This is a genomic window from Pantoea sp. C1E2, assembly GCF_056491465.1.
In genome coordinates this window covers 2,530,999-2,547,882 of the sequence record NZ_JBSZHT010000002.1, presented here as the reverse complement: position 1 = coordinate 2,547,882, position 16,884 = coordinate 2,530,999, and the positions used below count along the sequence as shown (strand labels likewise).

The following is a 16,884-nucleotide window of genomic DNA, read 5'->3' as shown; positions in this document are numbered from 1 at the left end:
GCAAACTGTTTAAAATCAATAAATTAAAAGTTGGCACGGCATTTGTATTAAGAAATCGTGCACCGCACAACCACATGACAAATAGAGGAACATCATTATGGGTATTTTTTCTCGTTTCGCCGACATCGTGAACGCTAACATTAATTCCCTGCTGGAACGCGCCGAAGATCCGCAGAAACTGGTACGCCTGATGATTCAGGAAATGGAAGACACGCTGGTGGAAGTTCGCTCCACCTCAGCGCGCGCGCTGGCTGAAAAGAAACAGCTGCTGCGCCGTATCGAGCAGGCCGAAATTCAGCAGGCTGAATGGCAGGAAAAAGCCGAACTGGCTATAAGCAAAGAAAAAGAAGACTTAGCGCGTTCTGCGCTGATTGAAAAACAGAAACTGACCGATTTGATTGCGGCACTCAAGCAGGAAGCGACTCAGGTGGAAGAGACGCTGGATCGGATGAAAGGTGAGATTGGTGAGCTGGAGAAAAAACTCAGCGAAACCCGTGCACGCCAGCAGGCGCTGACGCTGCGCCATCAGGCGGCGTCTTCTTCCCGCGATGTGCGCCGTCAACTGGACAGTGGCAAACTGGATGATGCGATGGCGCGTTTTGAGTCCTTCGAACGTCGTATCGACCACATGGAAGCGGAAGCGGAAAGTCAGCGTTTTGGTAAGCCAAAAGGCCTCGACCAGGAGTTTGCCGAGCTGAAAGCTGATGACGAAATCAGCCAGCAGCTGGCCGCGCTGAAAGCCAAAATGAACCGCAGCGAGTGAAGGGTGTGGGGCTCGACGCTGAGCCCCTCGACCAGAGTGTTAATGATTAAGGAGAGTCAATGAGCGCACTTTTTCTCGCCATACCCCTGACGATCTTCGTGCTCTTCGTAGCGCCGATCTGGTTATGGCTGCACTACAGCAACAAACGCAACGGTGGCGCGGAGTTGTCGTCAGGCGATATGCAGCGTCTGCAACAGTTGACGCAAGACGCGCGTCGCATGCGTGAACGTGTGGAAGCACTCGAAGCCATTCTGGATGCAGAGCATCCAAGCTGGAGGCAACCATGATGAATGGCCGCAAGCTGTGGCGTATCCCGCAGCAGGGCAAGGTTCGCGGCGTTTGTGCCGGTCTGGCGGAGTATCTTGATATTCCGGTGCGACTGTTGCGTGTGATTGTGGTGCTATCGCTGTTCCTCGGGCTGTTTATGTTTACCGTGGTGGCGTATTTCATTCTTGGCTTTGTGCTGGACGAAAAGCCGGCTGATGCACCTGACCAGCATATGCCTACTGCACGAGATTTGTTGGATGAGCTGGAAACATCGTTGAAAAGTGATGAGCGTAACGTGCAAGATATTGAACGCTACGTCACCTCCGAGACCTTCAGCGTGCGTAGTCGCTTCCGTCAAATCTGATTTTTTTCGCCGGACCCATAGCGGGTCCGCTTCATCGCATATTCTTAAGGAGTGGACATGTACAATCCGCGTATCACTGCTCTGCGCCGCCGCGCGACACCTGCGTTGAAGTCGGCGGGGAAATTTATCATTATCAGTGCAGTAACCTATGGGCCCGGCGGCTTGGCTGGCTGGGCAGTAAAATCGGTGGCGCGTCGCCCGTTGCGCCTGTTACTGGCGGCCGCCCTGGAACCGTTGCTGAGTAAGGTATTTAATCGCCTGTCAGCACGTTTCATCAGGGAAAACGATGAAAAGACTGCAAAATGAATTGTCGGCGTTGATGAACCGCGGTGTTGACCGCCATCTGCGCCTCGCAGTAACCGGCCTGAGCCGCAGCGGGAAAACCGCCTTTATCACCTCACTGGTGAACCAACTTCTTAATGTCCACAGCGGCGCCCGATTGCCGCTGTTTTCCGTGGTGCGCGAAGAGCGCCTGCTGGGCGTTAAACGTGTGCCGCAGCGTGAGCTGGGGACGCCACGTTTTACCTATGACGAAGGGCTGGCACAACTTTACGGTACGCCTCCCGTCTGGCCAACGCCGACGCGCGGTGTCAGCGAAATGCGCCTTGCGCTGCGTTATCGTCCTGAGCAATCACTGCTGCGCCACTTCAAAGATACCGCCACGCTGTATCTTGAAATCGTTGATTATCCCGGGGAATGGCTGCTCGATCTGCCGATGCTGGCGCAGGATTACCTCAATTGGTCACGACAGATGATGGGCTTGCTGCAGGGCGATCGCCAGCAGTGGGCAGCGCGCTGGCATAGACTGTCAAAGGATCTCGATCCTTTCGCAGTAGCGGATGAAAATCGTCTCGCGGAGATTGCCGTTGCCTGGACGGATTATCTGCATCAGTGCAAAACCGAGGGGTTGCACTTTATTCAGCCAGGCCGCTTTGTGCTGCCAGGCGATATGGCAGGCGCCCCGGCGCTGCAGTTCTTCCCGTGGCCACAGGTGGATGAGATTCACGCCAGCAAGCTGTTGCAGGCTCCTGCAGGCAGTAACTTTGCCGTGCTGCAGCAACGCTTTAACTACTACTGCCAGCACGTGGTGAAAGGTTTCTACAAAAATTATTTTCTGCGATTTGATCGCCAGATCGTGCTGGTGGATTGTTTGCAGCCGTTAAACAGCGGACCGCAAGCGTTCAATGATATGCGGCTGGCACTCACGCAGTTGATGCAGAGCTTCCATTATGGGCAGCGCACGCTGTTCCGTCGTCTGTTTTCCCCGGTGATCGATAAGTTGCTGTTTGCCGCTACCAAAGCCGACCATATCACGTCCGATCAGCACGCCAATATGGTGTCGCTGTTACAGCAATTGGTTCAGGATGCCTGGCAAAACGCGGCGTTTGAAGGAATCAGCATGGATTGCCTTGGACTGGCATCGGTGCAGGCCACAGAAAGTGGGCTGGTGGATCATCGTGGTGAGAAAATGCCAGCACTGCGCGGCCATCGTCTTAATGATGGTGAAGCACTGACCTTTTATCCCGGCGAAGTGCCGCCACGTTTGCCCGGACATCAGTTCTGGCAGCAGCAAGGATTTCAGTTTGAACAGTTCCAGCCGCAGCAGTTGGATGTCGATCGGCCGCTGCCGCACATTCGCATGGATGCCGCGCTGGAATTTTTACTTGGAGATAAATTGCGATGAGCGACGAAACCCCTATAAAACCGCGCATTGATTTTGCCCGTCCGCTGGAAGCTGATGCGCAACCACCGCTGCGTGCGGCACACACCTTCAGTGAGGAAAGCGAGGGCGCGTTTCTTGCTACACCAGAGTCGGAGCCGCTGGCAGAGGGCGAAGGCGAAAAAGTGGTTGAGGCCGCGCTTCGCCCCAAACGCAGTTTATGGCGCAAGATGGTGGGGGCGGGGCTGGGAATTTTTGGTATCAGCGTGGTCGCGCAGGGCGCTCAGTGGATGCATGATGCCTGGATTACGCGCGATTGGTTTTCACTCGGCACCGGGGTGGCAGGAAGCCTGATTGTGATTGCCGGAGCCGGGGCATTAATCGGCGAATGGCGTCGTCTTTACCGACTGCGCCAGCGAGCCGAGGAGCGCGATATCGGGCGTGAATTACTGCACAGCCACGGTATCGGTAAAGGCCGCGCTTTTTGCGAAAAGCTGGCTCAGCAGGCGCAGCTCGATCAGGCACACCCGGCTCTGCAGCGCTGGCACGCGGCGCTGCATGAAACCCATAACGATCGCGAAATTGTGATGCTTTACGCCCAGCTGGTGCAACCGGTACTGGATCGTCAGGCGCATCGCGAGATCAGCCGCCACGCAGCAGAATCCACGCTGATGATCGCGGTGAGCCCGTTGGCGCTGGTGGACATGGCATTTATTGCCTGGCGCAACCTGCGGCTGGTTAATCGTATTGCGGCTATTTATGGCATTGAGTTGGGCTATTTCAGCCGCATCCGCCTGTTTCGCCTGGTATTGCTGAACATGGCTTTTGCCGGTGCCTCCGAGCTGGTGCGTGAAGTGGGGATGGACTGGATGTCGCAGGACATCGCGGCACGCCTCTCGGCGCGCGCCGCTCAGGGCATTGGCGCCGGCTTGCTGACCGCGAGATTAGGCATCAAAGCCATGGAACTGTGTCGTCCGCTGCCATGGCTGGAAGATGATAAGCCGCGTCTCGGGGATTTCCGTCGGGAGTTACTGGTTCAGCTGAAAGAATCCCTGTCTAAGAGTGGGGGTAAACCAGGGTAGGCTGCTAAATAATCTCTCTTTGTTCACCTTTCACGCTGCAAACCGGGTGAAAGGTGAAATTATCTTTGTTAAATGTGATATTTGGCGGGATTATTATGGGTCGTTCCGCTACACTTCTTCGCGTCACCTGCCTCAAACTGTCAACTTTTCATGACAGCCCCCTTCTGAGGCGCTGCAAGTTAGCGTATTATCACTAAAATCAAAACCTGACTAAGGCTCATCGCAATGCGTTTGGAAGTTTTCTGCCAGGACCGCATCGGTCTGGCGCGCGAGCTACTCGACCTGCTGGTTGCGCGCAACATCGACCTGCGCGGTATTGAAATTGCGCCGCTCGGTCGCATCTATCTCAACTTTTCTGCCCTTGAATTCGAACCCTTCAGTACGCTGATGGCGGAAATCCGTCGTACACCTGGCGTAACAGATGTGCGCACTGTGAGCTACATGCCCTCTGAGCGTGAACATCGCGCGTTAAGTGCATTACTGATCGCTATGCCGGAACCGGTGTTCTCAATCGACCTTAGATGCAAAGTGGAACTCGCCAACCCGGCAGCGCAAAACCTGTTCAATCTCGATGAGCAGAAACTGCGTAACCAAAACGCCGCGACCCTGATCACCGGTTTCAACTTCCAGCGCTGGATCGAGAATGAGCGAGTGGAGGCCCAGGCACATCACGTTGTGATTCAGGGGCGTGATTTCCTGATGGAAGCGCGACCGATTTATCTGGCGGAAGAAGAAGGGCAGAGCGATCAGCCGGTGGGCGCAATGATCACGCTGAAATCCACCGCCCGCATGGGCCGTCAGTTGCAAAATCTCACCGTGACGGATGAGTCAGAATTTGACCACATCGTGGCGGTGACGCCGAAAATGCGTCAGGTGATCGATCAGGCACGTAAACTGGCAATGCATGATGCGCCGCTGCTGATTGTGGGCGATACCGGCACCGGCAAAGACATGCTGGCGCGTGCCTGCCATTTACGCAGCGCACGCGGTAAGAAGCCCTTCCTGGCACTTAACTGTGCCTCCTTACCGGATGATGTGGCTGAGAGCGAACTCTTTGGTCACGCGGCTGGGGCTTACCCGAATGCGCTGGAAGGCAAGAAAGGCTTCTTTGAACAGGCCAACGGCGGCTCAGTGCTGCTGGATGAAATCGGTGAGATGTCCCCGCGCATGCAGACAAAGCTGCTGCGTTTCCTCAACGATGGCACTTTCCGTCGCGTGGGTGAAGAACATGAAGTGCATGTGGATGTGCGCGTCATTTGTGCCACGCAGAAGAACCTGATTGAGCTGGTGCAGCGTGGCGAGTTCCGCGAAGATCTGTTTTATCGCCTCAATGTGCTAACGCTGAATTTGCCTCCTTTGCGTGAACGCCCACTGGACATTCTGCCGCTGACGGAGATGTTTGTGGCGCGCTTTGCCGATGAGCAGGGTTTACCGCGTCCGCGTCTGTCAGCGCAGCTGGCACCCTTCCTGACGCGCTATAACTGGCCAGGCAATGTGCGACAGCTGAAAAATGCGCTCTACCGCGCTCTGACACAGCTAGAAGGGTACGAGTTGCGTCCTCAGGACATCGTTCTGCCCGAGCAGGCATTAGATGTGACGCTAGGTGAGGAAGCGATGGAGGGTTCGCTGGATGACATCACCAGCCGCTTCGAACGTTCGGTCCTGACGCGGCTCTATTTGTCTTATCCAAGTACGCGCAAACTGGCGAAACGCCTTGGTGTATCACATACCGCGATTGCCAATAAATTGCGTGAATATGGGCTGGGGCAAAAGCGCGGGGAAAGCGAATAATTTCATAGCGCTCATCTTACTGCCATAAAAAAGGGCGCACTTCGTGAAGTGCGCCCTTATCACATCAAAAATGCTTACTTCAGTGCAGCCAGTGCCGCATCATAGTTTGGCTCTTCGGTGATTTCGTTCACCAATTCGCTGTAAATCACTTTGTCATTTTCATCCAGCACCACCACAGCACGTGCAGTCAGGCCTTTCAGTGGGCCATCGGCAATCGCCACACCGTAATCTTCTTTGAACTCAGCACCGCGCAGCGCTGACAGGGTCACCACATTGTTCACGTTTTCTGCACCGCAGAAACGAGACTGGGCAAACGGCAGATCGGCAGAGATGCACAGCACCACTGTGTTGTCTGATTCGCCGGAACGCTCGTTGAACTTGCGCACTGATGCCGCGCACACGCCGGTATCAATGCTTGGGAAAATGTTCAGAACTTTGCGTTTACCTGCATACTGAGAAAGGGATACGTCACTAAGATCTTTAGCCACCAGATTGAAAGGTTTAGCTTGTTCGCCTGCTTGCGGGAAGTGACCTGCAACCGGGACCGGGTTACCCTGGAAGTGAACATTCTGAGACATACGATTTCCTTTTTAGCGAAGAATAAGTCTGGCATTAAGCCTACCAGAGCAGATATAGCGTTTGTTTATGACATAATTTTGAAGGGTTTACGAGCGCATTTCGTAGTGAAAACCGAGGCGGCTCGCATTTAAGCTGCGGATTTAAGGAGAAATAATGAGAACAGTGAAGAGTTATCCGGAAGCCTGGCCGTTGCATTCGCCGTTTGTTATTTCACGCGGCAGTCGAACGGAAGCCCATGTCGTGGTGGTGGAAATCGAACAGGACGGAATCAAAGGCGTCGGTGAAGCCACGCCCTATGCACGCTACGGGGAGAATGAAGCTTCGGTGATGCAGCAAATCGCAGGTCAACTGCCCGCAATACAAAACGGCATGACGCGTACAGCGTTACAGCAGGCATTACCCGCGGGTGCCGCGCGTAATGCCCTGGACTGTGCCTTGTGGGACCTGGAGCGTCAGCAGCAGGGCAAAACGTTGCAGGCGCTGTGCGACGTACAGTTGGCGGAGGAGATTGCCACTGCGCACACCATCAGTATTGATACGCCAGACGCCATGGCCAGCAGTGCGCTGGCGCTGTGGCAGCATGGCGCCACTCTGCTGAAAATCAAACTTGATAACCACCTGATCAGCGAGCGCCTGGTGGCGATTCGCACCGCTGTTCCCGAAGCCACTTTAATTGTCGATGCCAATGAGTCATGGCATGCAGAGGGGTTGGCGGCACGCTGCCAATTGCTGGCGGATCTCAACGTCGCCATGCTAGAGCAACCGCTGCCTGCAGCAGAAGACGCCGCGCTGGAGAATTTTGTGCATCCATTGCCCATCTGCGCTGACGAGAGTTGTCATACGCGAGACCAGTTGCCGCAGTTAAAAGGGCGCTATGAGATGGTGAACATCAAGCTGGATAAAACCGGCGGATTGACGGAGGCTCTGGCGCTGGCAAAAGAGGCACGTCAGCAAGGGTTTGCAGTGATGCTCGGCTGTATGCTGTGTACTTCGCGTGCGATCCGCGCGGCGTTACCGCTGACACCGATCGCAAAATTTGCCGATCTTGACGGCCCCACCTGGCTGGCTGCCGATGTTGAGCCGTCGCTGCATTTCTCACACGGCGTGCTTAAGCCTGCGGCTGCCAGCGCAGCAGGTTAATCATCGCATCAAGATAAACTTCGGTGGCTTCATCCACCGAAATAGGCGGCATCTCGGCAGTAATGCACAACAAGCCGAGATCGTCGCACCAGCTGCCAAAAGAGCCTGGCGTGGCATACCCGACGCTGCTTACCACCGGTAATTGAGTTTGTTCCGCCAGCCACTGTGAGAGGTGACTGTGGTGCGGATCGTCGATGCAGGCCAGAGGTTCATGCCAGGAAACGACCCAGCGCGGCTTGATTTGGTGGATTAGTTGGCACAGCGCGCGCGTTTCCGGCTCGGAAGCGGGGCTGCTGCCCGTCGACAGCACCACATCACGCTCATCCGCCGCGCTGTTCCAGCGATATACTGTGTCGCCATTTTGCCAGTTGGCGGCCGGGAAATTGCGGTTGAGATCGACACCGTTCGCATTAGCACGCAGCCCCAACTGGCAACCATCGGGATTCACCGCCAGCACCACATGATGGCGGCGCAGCGATTCAGGCAGCGTACGCATCGCACCGGATAAGGTCGCGACGGCAGCATTTTCATCACCGTGCGTGCCGGCAATAATCAATCCACTTTCAGCATCGTCCGCCGGAGCCGGAAACCATAGCAGCGGTGCACCGAGCACCGATTGCCCATATTGTTGCCAGACCGCGTCGAGTTTGCCGCGCAGCGGACGGGGATGATGTGACGACATGACATTCCTCTCTGAAATCGTGCAAAAGAGCCTGAATCGGGTTGGCGTTCAGGATTAAAAATGTGACCGATAATTCAGCCTCAACATAACGGTAAACAGCAGACAGGGAAATAGCTATATATCAATCAGCAATTTGCGATAGAGTCACCAAAGACGCTGGCGACGCAGACCTCTTCGCAGTCGCCATTTTTTTGGGTAAAGGAGTGGTGATGACATTAACTTTCCGCAAGACGCTGGCCGCCGTAATGATTGCTGGTGTTTTCTCACCGGTGTTCGCCGCTAATGTGCCAGCGGGCGCACAGTTAGCGCCGACTCAGGAAATTGTTCGCCATATCAAAGACGAACCTGCCTCGCTGGATCCGATGAAAGCCGTGGGCCTGCCGGAAATTCAGGTGATGCGCGATCTGTTCGAAGGGCTGACCAATCAGGACGCACACGGCAAAATCGTGCCGGGCGTGGCCGAAAGCTGGCATAGCAACGACAACAAAACATGGATTTTCACGCTACGCAAAGATGCGCGCTGGTCTAATGGCGAACCGGTCACCGCGCAGGATTTCGTTTACAGCTGGCAGCGCCTGGTGGAACCCAAAAACAGTTCTCCCTTTGCGTGGTTTGCCGCGCTGAGTGGCATCGAAAACGCGGAGGCCATCACTAAAGGGCAAATGAGTGCCGATAAGCTGGGTGTCACAGCCACCGATGCCAATCATCTGAAGGTGACATTGTCACGCCCGGTGCCGTGGTTCCCGAGCATGGTGGCGAATGCCGCGATGTATCCGGTGCCGCAAAAGGTGATTGAGCAAAATCCTGATAGCTGGACGGCACCCGGTAAATTAGTGGGCAACGGGGCCTATCAATTACAGGACCGCGTGGTGAACGAAAAAATCGTGTTGGTGCGTAACCAACACTACTGGGATAACAGCCACTCTGTCCTGACCAAAGTGACCTTCATCCCTATTAACGAAGAGTCCAGCGCCACAAAACGTTACCGCGCGGGCGATATTGATATCACCGAATCCTTCCCGAAAAATATGTATGCGCTGCTGAAAAAAGAGCTGCCGGGCCAGGTGTATACGCCGGATCAGTTGGGCACCTATTACTACGCCTTTAACACGGAAAAGGGTCCAACCGCCGATGTGCGCGTGCGTAAAGCGCTGTCATGGAGTATCGATCGCCGCATCATCGCTGAGAAAGTGTTAGGAACGGGGGAGAAACCGGCCTGGCACTTTACACCGGACGTCACCGCAGGGTTTACGCCACAGCAAAGTTATCTGCAACAGCACAGCCAGCAGGAGTTGAACGCACAGGCAAAAGCGCTGCTGACCTCCGCTGGCTACGGTCCTGGCAAACCGCTGCATTTGACGCTGCTGTACAACACCTCGGAAAGCCATCAGAAGATCGCGATCGCCGTGGCCTCAATGTGGAAGAAAAATCTTGGGGTTGACGTTACGCTGCAAAACCAGGAGTGGAAGACCTACATTGACAGCCGTAACAGCGGTAGCTTCGACGTGATTCGCGCGTCATGGGTCGGGGATTACAATGAGCCTTCCACTTTCCTGAGTCTGCTGACATCAACACACACTGGTAATATCGCCCGTTTCCACAGCGCGGATTATGATGCGGTGCTGAATAAGGCCAGTATGGAAACCAGCGTGGCTGCGCGGAACACCGACTACAACAAAGCGGAGCAGATCATTGCCGATCAGGCGCCTATCGCACCGATCTATCAATACACCAACGGACGTCTAATCAAGCCGTTTGTGAAAGGATATCCGATCACTAACCCGGAAGATGTCGCCTACAGCCGCGAGCTGTGGATCGAAAAGCATTGATTTAACCGCGTCAATCAGCAGAGCGGCGTGATTGAGTGCGTGCTTCTTAACCGGTCCAACGGGTAAGGAGGCGCATTCCATTGCACCGCGTCTGCTCATGTTTCTCTGGCGCTAGCCGCTTCCTTGTCATCTTTGCTCACAGCCTGATGATTGCAACTCGTCTGCGCCACGCTAGACTGTATCGTATTGATTTTGATAGTGAGGCGAGTCAGTGAACGTCATTGAAGGAAAAGCATTAAAAGTTTCGGATGCGATTATCTCCTGCCAGTTGGATGGTAAAGGCGGAGTTATCCCGATTGAAGATAAAGATGTCATTAACTGTGAACGTCCGTGCTGGCTGCATCTGAACTACACACAACGCCAAAGTGCCGAGTGGCTGCAAAATACCCCTTTGATCCCCGATTCCGTGCGCGATGCGTTAGCGGGCGACAGCATGCGTCCTCGCGTTACGCGCTTAGGCGACGGTTTTATGATTGTGCTGCGCAGCGTCAATCACAACGCCGATTCACGACCTGATCAACTCGTTGCCATGCGCGTGTTTATCAACGACAAAGTGATTGTTTCTACGCGCCGTCGCAAAGTCTACGCCATTGATGAAGTGCTGGCCGATTTGCAAAACGGCAATGGTCCGGTGGATGGCGGCAGCTGGCTGGTGGATGTTTGCGATGCGCTCACCGATCACGCTAGCGAGTTTATCGAAGAGATGCACGATAAAATCATTGAGCTGGAAGATGCGTTAATGGATCAGCAAGTGCCTGCACGCGGTGAGCTGGCATTGCTGCGGAAACAGCTCATTGTAATGCGTCGTTACATGGCGCCGCAGCGTGACGTTTATGCCCGACTGGCGAGTGAAAAGCTGCCGTGGATGAATGATGACGATCGCCGCCGTATGCAGGATGTGGCAGATCGTCTGGGGCGCGGGCTGGATGATCTGAATGCTGGCGTGGCGCGTACCGGCATTCTGGCCGATGAAGTCGCGTCTTTGCTGGCTGAATCAATGAACCGCCGTACCTATACCATGTCGCTGATGGCGATGATTTTCCTGCCTGCCACTTTCCTGACCGGTTTATTTGGCGTCAACCTTGGCGGTATTCCCGGTGGTAGCTGGCCGCTGGGCTTTACGGCTTTCTGCGTGTTGCTGCTGGTGATGGTAGTGGGTGTGGCGATATGGCTCAAACGGCGTAACTGGTTGTAGTGTAAGTACTACGTTATAAAGCGGAAACCCGCTGTTAAATAAGATGCCACAGGTAGAAAAGCGGGAAAAACCTGATCGATATCAATAAGTGGATCGCCTAACAGGGGCAAACTCTCTCTCGCAGGTGAATGCAACGTCAAGCGATGGGCGTTGCGCTCCATATTGTCTTACTTCCTTTTTTAGAATTACTGCATAGCACATTTGATTCGTACAACGCCGGCTAATCCGCCGGCTTTTTTTTTGCCCGCTTGGCTTGGTTGCGCTTCCTTTCCTATGCTTAAAGGACATTCAGCGACAAGGAGCAGGGCATGCAAGCATTTATTGCCAGCGAACCTATCCCAACCGATCCGCCACCGATCCCAGAGCCGATTCCTCATCCGCAGCCGATTCCGGAACCGGATCCTCCACACGATCCTGAGTTTCCGCCTATTATCGATCCACCTCCGCATCGGTAATAAAAAAGGCGCAGAGCCGAAGCGCTGCGCCTTAATTTGAATCACTGATGATTACTTAATTTCTAGCACATCCAGGCGCACGCTTGATGCGGATGCATCCTCTTCTTCCGGCTGCCAGCCAGCAGGTTTTACCGGCAGGGTTTCGCGATCAAAGCCAATATCGCCGCCGTCGACCACTTCATCACCGTGTTGAATGCCTTTAAAGTCGAACAAATTAATGTCCGCCATGTGCGATGGCACGATGTTCTGCATCGCGCTGAACATGGTTTCAATACGGCCAGGATAACGTTTATCCCAATCGCGCAGCATATCGGCGACGACCTGACGCTGCAGGTTCGGCTGTGATCCGCACAGGTTGCACGGAATGATCGGATACTGGCGCGCTTCGGCAAAGCGAATGATGTCTTTTTCGCGACAATAGGCCAGCGGACGAATGACGATATGCTTGCCATCATCACTCATCAATTTCGGTGGCATGCCTTTCATTTTGCCGCCGTAGAACATGTTCAGAAACATTGTCTGCAGGATATCGTCGCGATGATGGCCCAGTGCAATCTTGGTACAGCCCAATTCGGTGGCGGTGCGGTAAAGAATCCCGCGACGCAAACGTGAACAGAGCGAACAGGTGGTCTTGCCTTCCGGAATCTTCTCTTTAACGATGGAGTAAGTATCTTCGTCAACGATCTTATACTCGACACCCTGTTCTTCCAGATACGCGGGCAGAATATGCGCCGGGAATCCTGGCTGTTTCTGGTCGAGATTGACCGCCACCAGTGAGAAGTTCACCGGCGCGCTCTTCTGCAAATTGCGCAAAATTTCCAGCATGGTGTAGCTGTCTTTACCACCTGACAGGCAAACCATGATGCGATCGCCTTCTTCAATCATGTTGAAATCAGCAATGGCTTCGCCCACGTTACGACGCAGACGCTTCTGAAGCTTGTTCAGGTTATATTGTTCTTTCTTCGTTACTTCTTGATTTTCTGACATTATTTTCACGCTTGAGAATGAACGCAAGGGTCGTTGGCGGCTGAATAACGCTTCAGCGGCAATAAACCCCTATGACATGAGTGCGTATGGTACGGATTGCGCACGCGAATGCCAGTCTGATGTGATCTCTTTTCACGGATTCCTGCGATAAAACCGCACACTTTGCCAGAACAATCTGCCCATTTATTGATCTGGGTAAAGATTGCGCGCATCGCTGCCTGACAGGATGGATGAAGTGTTTTTTTTAGTTTCTAAAGGTGAGGAGAGGCAGATGCAAACGTACGACATGGTTTTTGAAGAAGCGTGCCGGCTAGTCGGGCAATGTTATCTCGAGTTGGCGCAGCGGGGATCAGCAACAGAAAAAGAGGTGGTAGCGACGGAGTTGCGCAATCTGCAACTGCGCTATCGGGAATTAACCGGCTCGCCCAATCGCGCGGTTGAGATGGCAATTATTCAGCTTCAACCCTGTTAAATCATTAAGCCCGGCAAGCGCGCCGGGCTTAATTCATCTAGTCACTTTTCTCTGCTTTACCGGCCATTTCCGCCAGTCGCTGATAACGTTGATTGGCGGCTTCGGTTGCCTCCTGCCATAACTGCGCGGCGGCTTCCGGTTCACGGGTTTGCAACTGGCGGAAACGCTGCTCGTTCATCAATGCGTCTTCCAGCACTGAGGTTGGCGGGCGAGAGTCCAGCGCCAGTGACGCTTTACCTTGCTCTGCACGACGAGGGTCATAACGATACAGCGGCCAGAATCCGCTGGTGGTTAACAATCGCATCTGCTCATGGCTATAAGCCAAATCATATCCGTGTTCTTCACACGGGCTGTAGGCGATGATTAGCGAGGGACCGGGCCAGGCTTCCGCTTCCTGAATCGCTTTCACCGTCTGATTCAACTGTGCGCCCAGCGAGATTTGTGCCACATAAACATGCCCGTACAGCATGGTGGCAACGCCTAAATCTTTACGTGCTTTACGCTTGCCTTGTTCGCCAAACTTGGTGACTGCACCGAGCGGCGTAGCTTTGGAAGCTTGTCCACCGGTATTGGAGTAGCACTGGGTGTCGAGAACCAGCACGTTGACGTTTTCACTCAGGCTCATCACATGATCAAGACCGCCATAACCGATGTCGTACGCCCAGCCGTCGCCCCCGATTAGCCAGACAGATTTCTCAACCAGCGCATCGGCGATAACCTGCAATTCGTCTGCGTGCGCTGATGATGAAGCCGCCAGCTGCTGACGCAGTTCAACTATTTGCTCGCGACGAACCGAGGGCAGGACATTTTCCTCTTTCAATGCTGCCACTAAAGCTTCGGGCAACTGTGGCGCACACTGATCTAACAGACGTAGCGCACGTTGTTTTTGCTGATCAACGCTCAGGCGGAAACCGAGCCCGAATTCAGCGTTGTCTTCAAACAGGGAATTGGCCCATGCCGGTCCGCGTCCTTCGGCGTTGGTGGTATAAGGTGTGGAGGGGAGATTACCGCCATATATGGATGAGCAACCGGTGGCATTGGCAATCAACAGGCGATCGCCATACAACTGCGTCAGCAACTTAATATACGGCGTCTCCCCGCAGCCGGAACAGGCACCTGAATATTCAAACAGCGGCGTGATCAGTTGTGAGGTGCGAATATCAATGCGTTCCAGTTGTTCTGCCGTGATTTCCGGCAGCGCAAGAAACGCATCGTAATTCACTTTTTCGGTTTCAACATGCTCAAGACGCGATTGCATGTTGATGGCTTTGATCTCCGGATGCTGGCGATCGCTGGCCGGGCACACTTCGACACACAGATTACAGCCGGTGCAATCCTCTGGTGCCACCTGCAACACGTATTTCTGGCCGCGCATATCGCGTGATTTGACGTCGAGAGAAGCGAGGGAATCAGGTGCGAAGTCCATGGCCTCAGGCGTAACGACTTTAGCGCGAATCGCCGCGTGCGGGCAGGCTGCTACGCAGTGGTTACATTGGGTGCACAGGTCAGGCTGCCAGATCGGAATCGCTTCGGCGATGTTGCGTTTTTCCCACTGTGTGGTGCCAACGGGCCAGGTGCCGTCTGGCGGCAGTGCGGACACCGGCAATTTGTCGCCTAATCCTGCCAGCATGGCGGCGGTGACGGTTTTGACAAAATCCGGTGCGCTATCGGATACCACCGGCGGACGATGCGGGCTGTGCTGATCAACCGCCTGTAGCGGCACCGCTTCCAGCGCCTGTTGTGCCATTACCAGCGCTTGCCAGTTACGTTGCACCAGCTCCTCACCTTTACTGCTGTAACTGCGCGAAATAGCGTTTTGCAGTTCGATTAATGCACTGTCGCCGGGCAGGATCTGCGTCAACTGGAAGAACGCCATCTGCATGACGGTGTTGATGCGTGCACCAAGCTGGCATTCGCGCGCAATACGCGCTGCATTAATGACATAAAACCGCGCCTGCTTGTCATTAAGCTGGCTCTGAACTTCCTGCGGCAGACGTGACCAGACTTCATCGGCGGCATAAGGGGTATTCAGCAGGAAAATGCCGCCCGGCTTGAGCTGATCGAGCATCGAATATTTATCGATGAACTGCAGTTGATGGCAGCCAATAAAATCCGCCTGCTGCACCAGATACGCCGACTGGATGGGATGTTCACTGACGCGCAGATGGGAAACTGTCAGGCCGCCCGCTTTTTTCGAGTCATAGACGAAATAGCCCTGCACATGCCAGGGCGTGGCATTGCCGATGATCTTCAGATTGTTTTTGCTGGCGCTCACGCTGCCGTCACTGCCGAGGCCGTAAAACAGCGCTTCGAGCCGTGCCAGGTTCGGCACAATATTCGCTTCCATCGGCAGCGATAAATGCGTGACATCATCATAAATACCCACGGTGAAACGCGCAGGCGGTTGTTCACGCAGCAGCGCACGAAACACGGCGAGCACGGCATCAGGGGCAAATTCTTTCGATGACAGACCGTAGCGGCCGCCGATCACTCTCGGCAGCGTCGGGCGTTCACCCCGGCTAAAGGCTTCAGCCAGTGCCGTCATCACATCCAGAAACAGCGGTTCACCCAGCGCGCCGGGCTCTTTGGTGCGATCCAGCACCGCCACACGCTGAACCGAAGTGGGCAGCGTTTTAATCAGATGCGCCGCTGAGAACGGACGATAAAGGCGCACTTTCACCAACCCGACCTTTTCGCCGCGCTGCAACAGAACATCAATCGCTTCTTCGGCGGTGCCGCAGCCCGAACCCATCATCACGATTACGCGCTCAGCCTGCGGGTGGCCATAAAACTCAAACGGCTGATAGTGGCGGCCGGTATTAGCGGCAAACGCGTCCATGGCGTCTTCAACATGGCCGGTACAGGCGTCGTACCAGCGGTTAGTGGCTTCGCGCGATTGGAAATAGGTATCAGGATTGGCGGAGGTTCCACGAATCGTTGGATGATCCGGCGTCAGTGCGCGTGCACGATGTTCTGCGATCGCTTTTGCTGGCATCAGTGCTTGCAGGGTTTCATCACTGATCGGGACAATCTTGTTGATCTCATGTGAGGTACGGAAACCGTCGAAGAAGTGAATAAAGGGCACGCGGCTATTGAGTGAAGCCATCTGAGAGATCAACGCGAAATCCTGCGCTTCCTGCACGCTGGAAGCACACAGTTGCGCGCAACCCGTCTGGCGTACGGCCATCACATCAGAGTGATCGCCAAAAATCGATAAAGCATGTGTAGCGACGGTACGCGCTGCGACGTGCAGCACAAACGGCGTCAGCTGCCCGGCCAGTTTATACAGCGTCGGGATCATCAGCAGCAGGCCCTGTGATGACGTAAACGTGGTGGAAAGGGCACCGGTCTGCAAGGCTCCGTGTACGGTAGCAATGGCGCCGCCTTCTGACTGCATCTCCACTACGCGAGGGATATCACCCCAGATATTGCGGCGACCTTCGCCAGACCAGCTGTCGGCCAGTTCCGCCATGGTGGAACTGGGCGTGATGGGATAAATGGCGATCACTTCACTGGTGCGGAAAGCGACCGAAGCCACCGCACCGTTGCCGTCGACGGTAATCATAAATCGTCCTTTGCTACGCTGAGAAACCCGAAAGTTTACGGGGGTAATGATTC

The 16,884-nt window shown here is 54.6% G+C and carries 16 protein-coding genes; 12 read left to right on the top strand and 4 right to left on the bottom strand.

Features of this window, described 5'->3' with window-relative positions:
• Positions 1-97: 97 nt before the first annotated feature.
• The 7 genes from pspA (at position 98) to tyrR (ending at position 5,927) form a co-directional block, all read left to right on the top strand.
• Entirely contained in the window at positions 98-763 is a 666-nt protein-coding gene (pspA, locus tag ACXI0A_RS12270; protein WP_224931934.1) for a phage shock protein PspA, read from the top strand.
• A 59-nt stretch (positions 764-822) separates the two neighbouring features.
• Positions 823-1,050 (top strand): envelope stress response membrane protein PspB, encoded by a 228-nt coding sequence (gene pspB / locus ACXI0A_RS12265; protein WP_476148568.1) that lies wholly within the window; start codon positions 823-825, stop codon positions 1,048-1,050.
• Positions 1,047-1,394, top strand: coding sequence for an envelope stress response membrane protein PspC (pspC, locus tag ACXI0A_RS12260; protein WP_476148569.1), 348 nt, complete (start codon positions 1,047-1,049; stop codon positions 1,392-1,394). Before pspB ends, pspC begins: the two co-directional genes overlap by 4 nt.
• A gap of 57 nt (positions 1,395-1,451) precedes the next feature.
• Positions 1,452-1,700, top strand: coding sequence for a phage shock protein PspD (gene pspD, locus ACXI0A_RS12255; protein WP_224931939.1), 249 nt, complete (start codon positions 1,452-1,454; stop codon positions 1,698-1,700).
• Positions 1,681-3,078, top strand: a complete 1,398-nt coding sequence (locus ACXI0A_RS12250; RefSeq protein WP_476148570.1) for a YcjX family protein — start codon at positions 1,681-1,683, stop codon at positions 3,076-3,078. The genes pspD and ACXI0A_RS12250 overlap by 20 nt, the downstream gene beginning before the upstream one ends.
• Positions 3,075-4,136 (top strand): TIGR01620 family protein, encoded by a 1,062-nt coding sequence (locus ACXI0A_RS12245; RefSeq protein WP_476148572.1) that lies wholly within the window; start codon positions 3,075-3,077, stop codon positions 4,134-4,136. Before ACXI0A_RS12250 ends, ACXI0A_RS12245 begins: the two co-directional genes overlap by 4 nt.
• Before the next feature lie 225 nt (positions 4,137-4,361).
• On the top strand, positions 4,362-5,927 hold the full coding sequence (gene tyrR / locus ACXI0A_RS12240) for a transcriptional regulator TyrR (RefSeq protein WP_476148574.1): 1,566 nt from the start codon (positions 4,362-4,364) through the stop codon (positions 5,925-5,927).
• A 74-nt stretch (positions 5,928-6,001) separates the two neighbouring features.
• Here tyrR and tpx read toward each other — a convergent pair whose 3' ends face one another.
• The gene (gene tpx / locus ACXI0A_RS12235; RefSeq protein ID WP_476148576.1) at positions 6,002-6,505 is read right to left on the bottom strand and encodes a thiol peroxidase; all 504 of its coding nucleotides are present in this window, start codon (positions 6,503-6,505) and stop codon (positions 6,002-6,004) included.
• A gap of 154 nt (positions 6,506-6,659) precedes the next feature.
• Between tpx and ycjG the strand changes: the two genes are divergently transcribed.
• Positions 6,660-7,646, top strand: a complete 987-nt coding sequence (gene ycjG / locus ACXI0A_RS12230) for an L-Ala-D/L-Glu epimerase (protein ID WP_476148578.1) — start codon at positions 6,660-6,662, stop codon at positions 7,644-7,646.
• Here the strand turns inward: ycjG and mpaA are convergent.
• A complete protein-coding gene (gene mpaA / locus ACXI0A_RS12225) occupies positions 7,615-8,328 on the bottom strand; it encodes a murein tripeptide amidase MpaA (RefSeq protein WP_476148579.1) in 714 nt (237 codons plus the stop codon). The two genes, ycjG and mpaA, sit on opposite strands and share 32 nt — an antisense overlap.
• A 209-nt stretch (positions 8,329-8,537) precedes the next feature.
• On the opposite strand from mpaA, the gene ACXI0A_RS12220 reads away from it, so the two are divergent.
• From ACXI0A_RS12220 to ACXI0A_RS12210, 3 genes are all read left to right on the top strand, one after another.
• Complete coding sequence (locus ACXI0A_RS12220) at positions 8,538-10,157, top strand: ABC transporter substrate-binding protein (protein WP_476148581.1); 1,620 nt, start codon at positions 8,538-8,540, stop codon at positions 10,155-10,157.
• 211 nt (positions 10,158-10,368) lie between these two features.
• Positions 10,369-11,352, top strand: a complete 984-nt coding sequence (zntB, locus tag ACXI0A_RS12215; RefSeq protein ID WP_034821343.1) for a zinc transporter ZntB — start codon at positions 10,369-10,371, stop codon at positions 11,350-11,352.
• A 308-nt stretch (positions 11,353-11,660) separates the two neighbouring features.
• Positions 11,661-11,807 (top strand): hypothetical protein, encoded by a 147-nt coding sequence (locus ACXI0A_RS12210; protein WP_224931949.1) that lies wholly within the window; start codon positions 11,661-11,663, stop codon positions 11,805-11,807.
• 51 nt (positions 11,808-11,858) lie between these two features.
• Here the strand turns inward: ACXI0A_RS12210 and ttcA are convergent, their stop codons facing one another.
• Positions 11,859-12,794: a tRNA 2-thiocytidine(32) synthetase TtcA gene (gene ttcA, locus ACXI0A_RS12205; protein ID WP_476148584.1), complete on the bottom strand. Its 936-nt coding sequence runs from the start codon at positions 12,792-12,794 to the stop codon at positions 11,859-11,861.
• Between the two features lie 271 nt (positions 12,795-13,065).
• Between ttcA and ACXI0A_RS12200 the strand changes: the two genes are divergently transcribed.
• Complete coding sequence (locus tag ACXI0A_RS12200; RefSeq protein ID WP_034821329.1) at positions 13,066-13,266, top strand: DUF2767 family protein; 201 nt, start codon at positions 13,066-13,068, stop codon at positions 13,264-13,266.
• A 37-nt stretch (positions 13,267-13,303) separates the two neighbouring features.
• On the opposite strand, the gene nifJ is transcribed toward ACXI0A_RS12200, so the two are convergent.
• Positions 13,304-16,831, bottom strand: a complete 3,528-nt coding sequence (nifJ, locus tag ACXI0A_RS12195; RefSeq protein WP_476148586.1) for a pyruvate:ferredoxin (flavodoxin) oxidoreductase — start codon at positions 16,829-16,831, stop codon at positions 13,304-13,306.
• Positions 16,832-16,884: the final 53 nt, after the last annotated feature.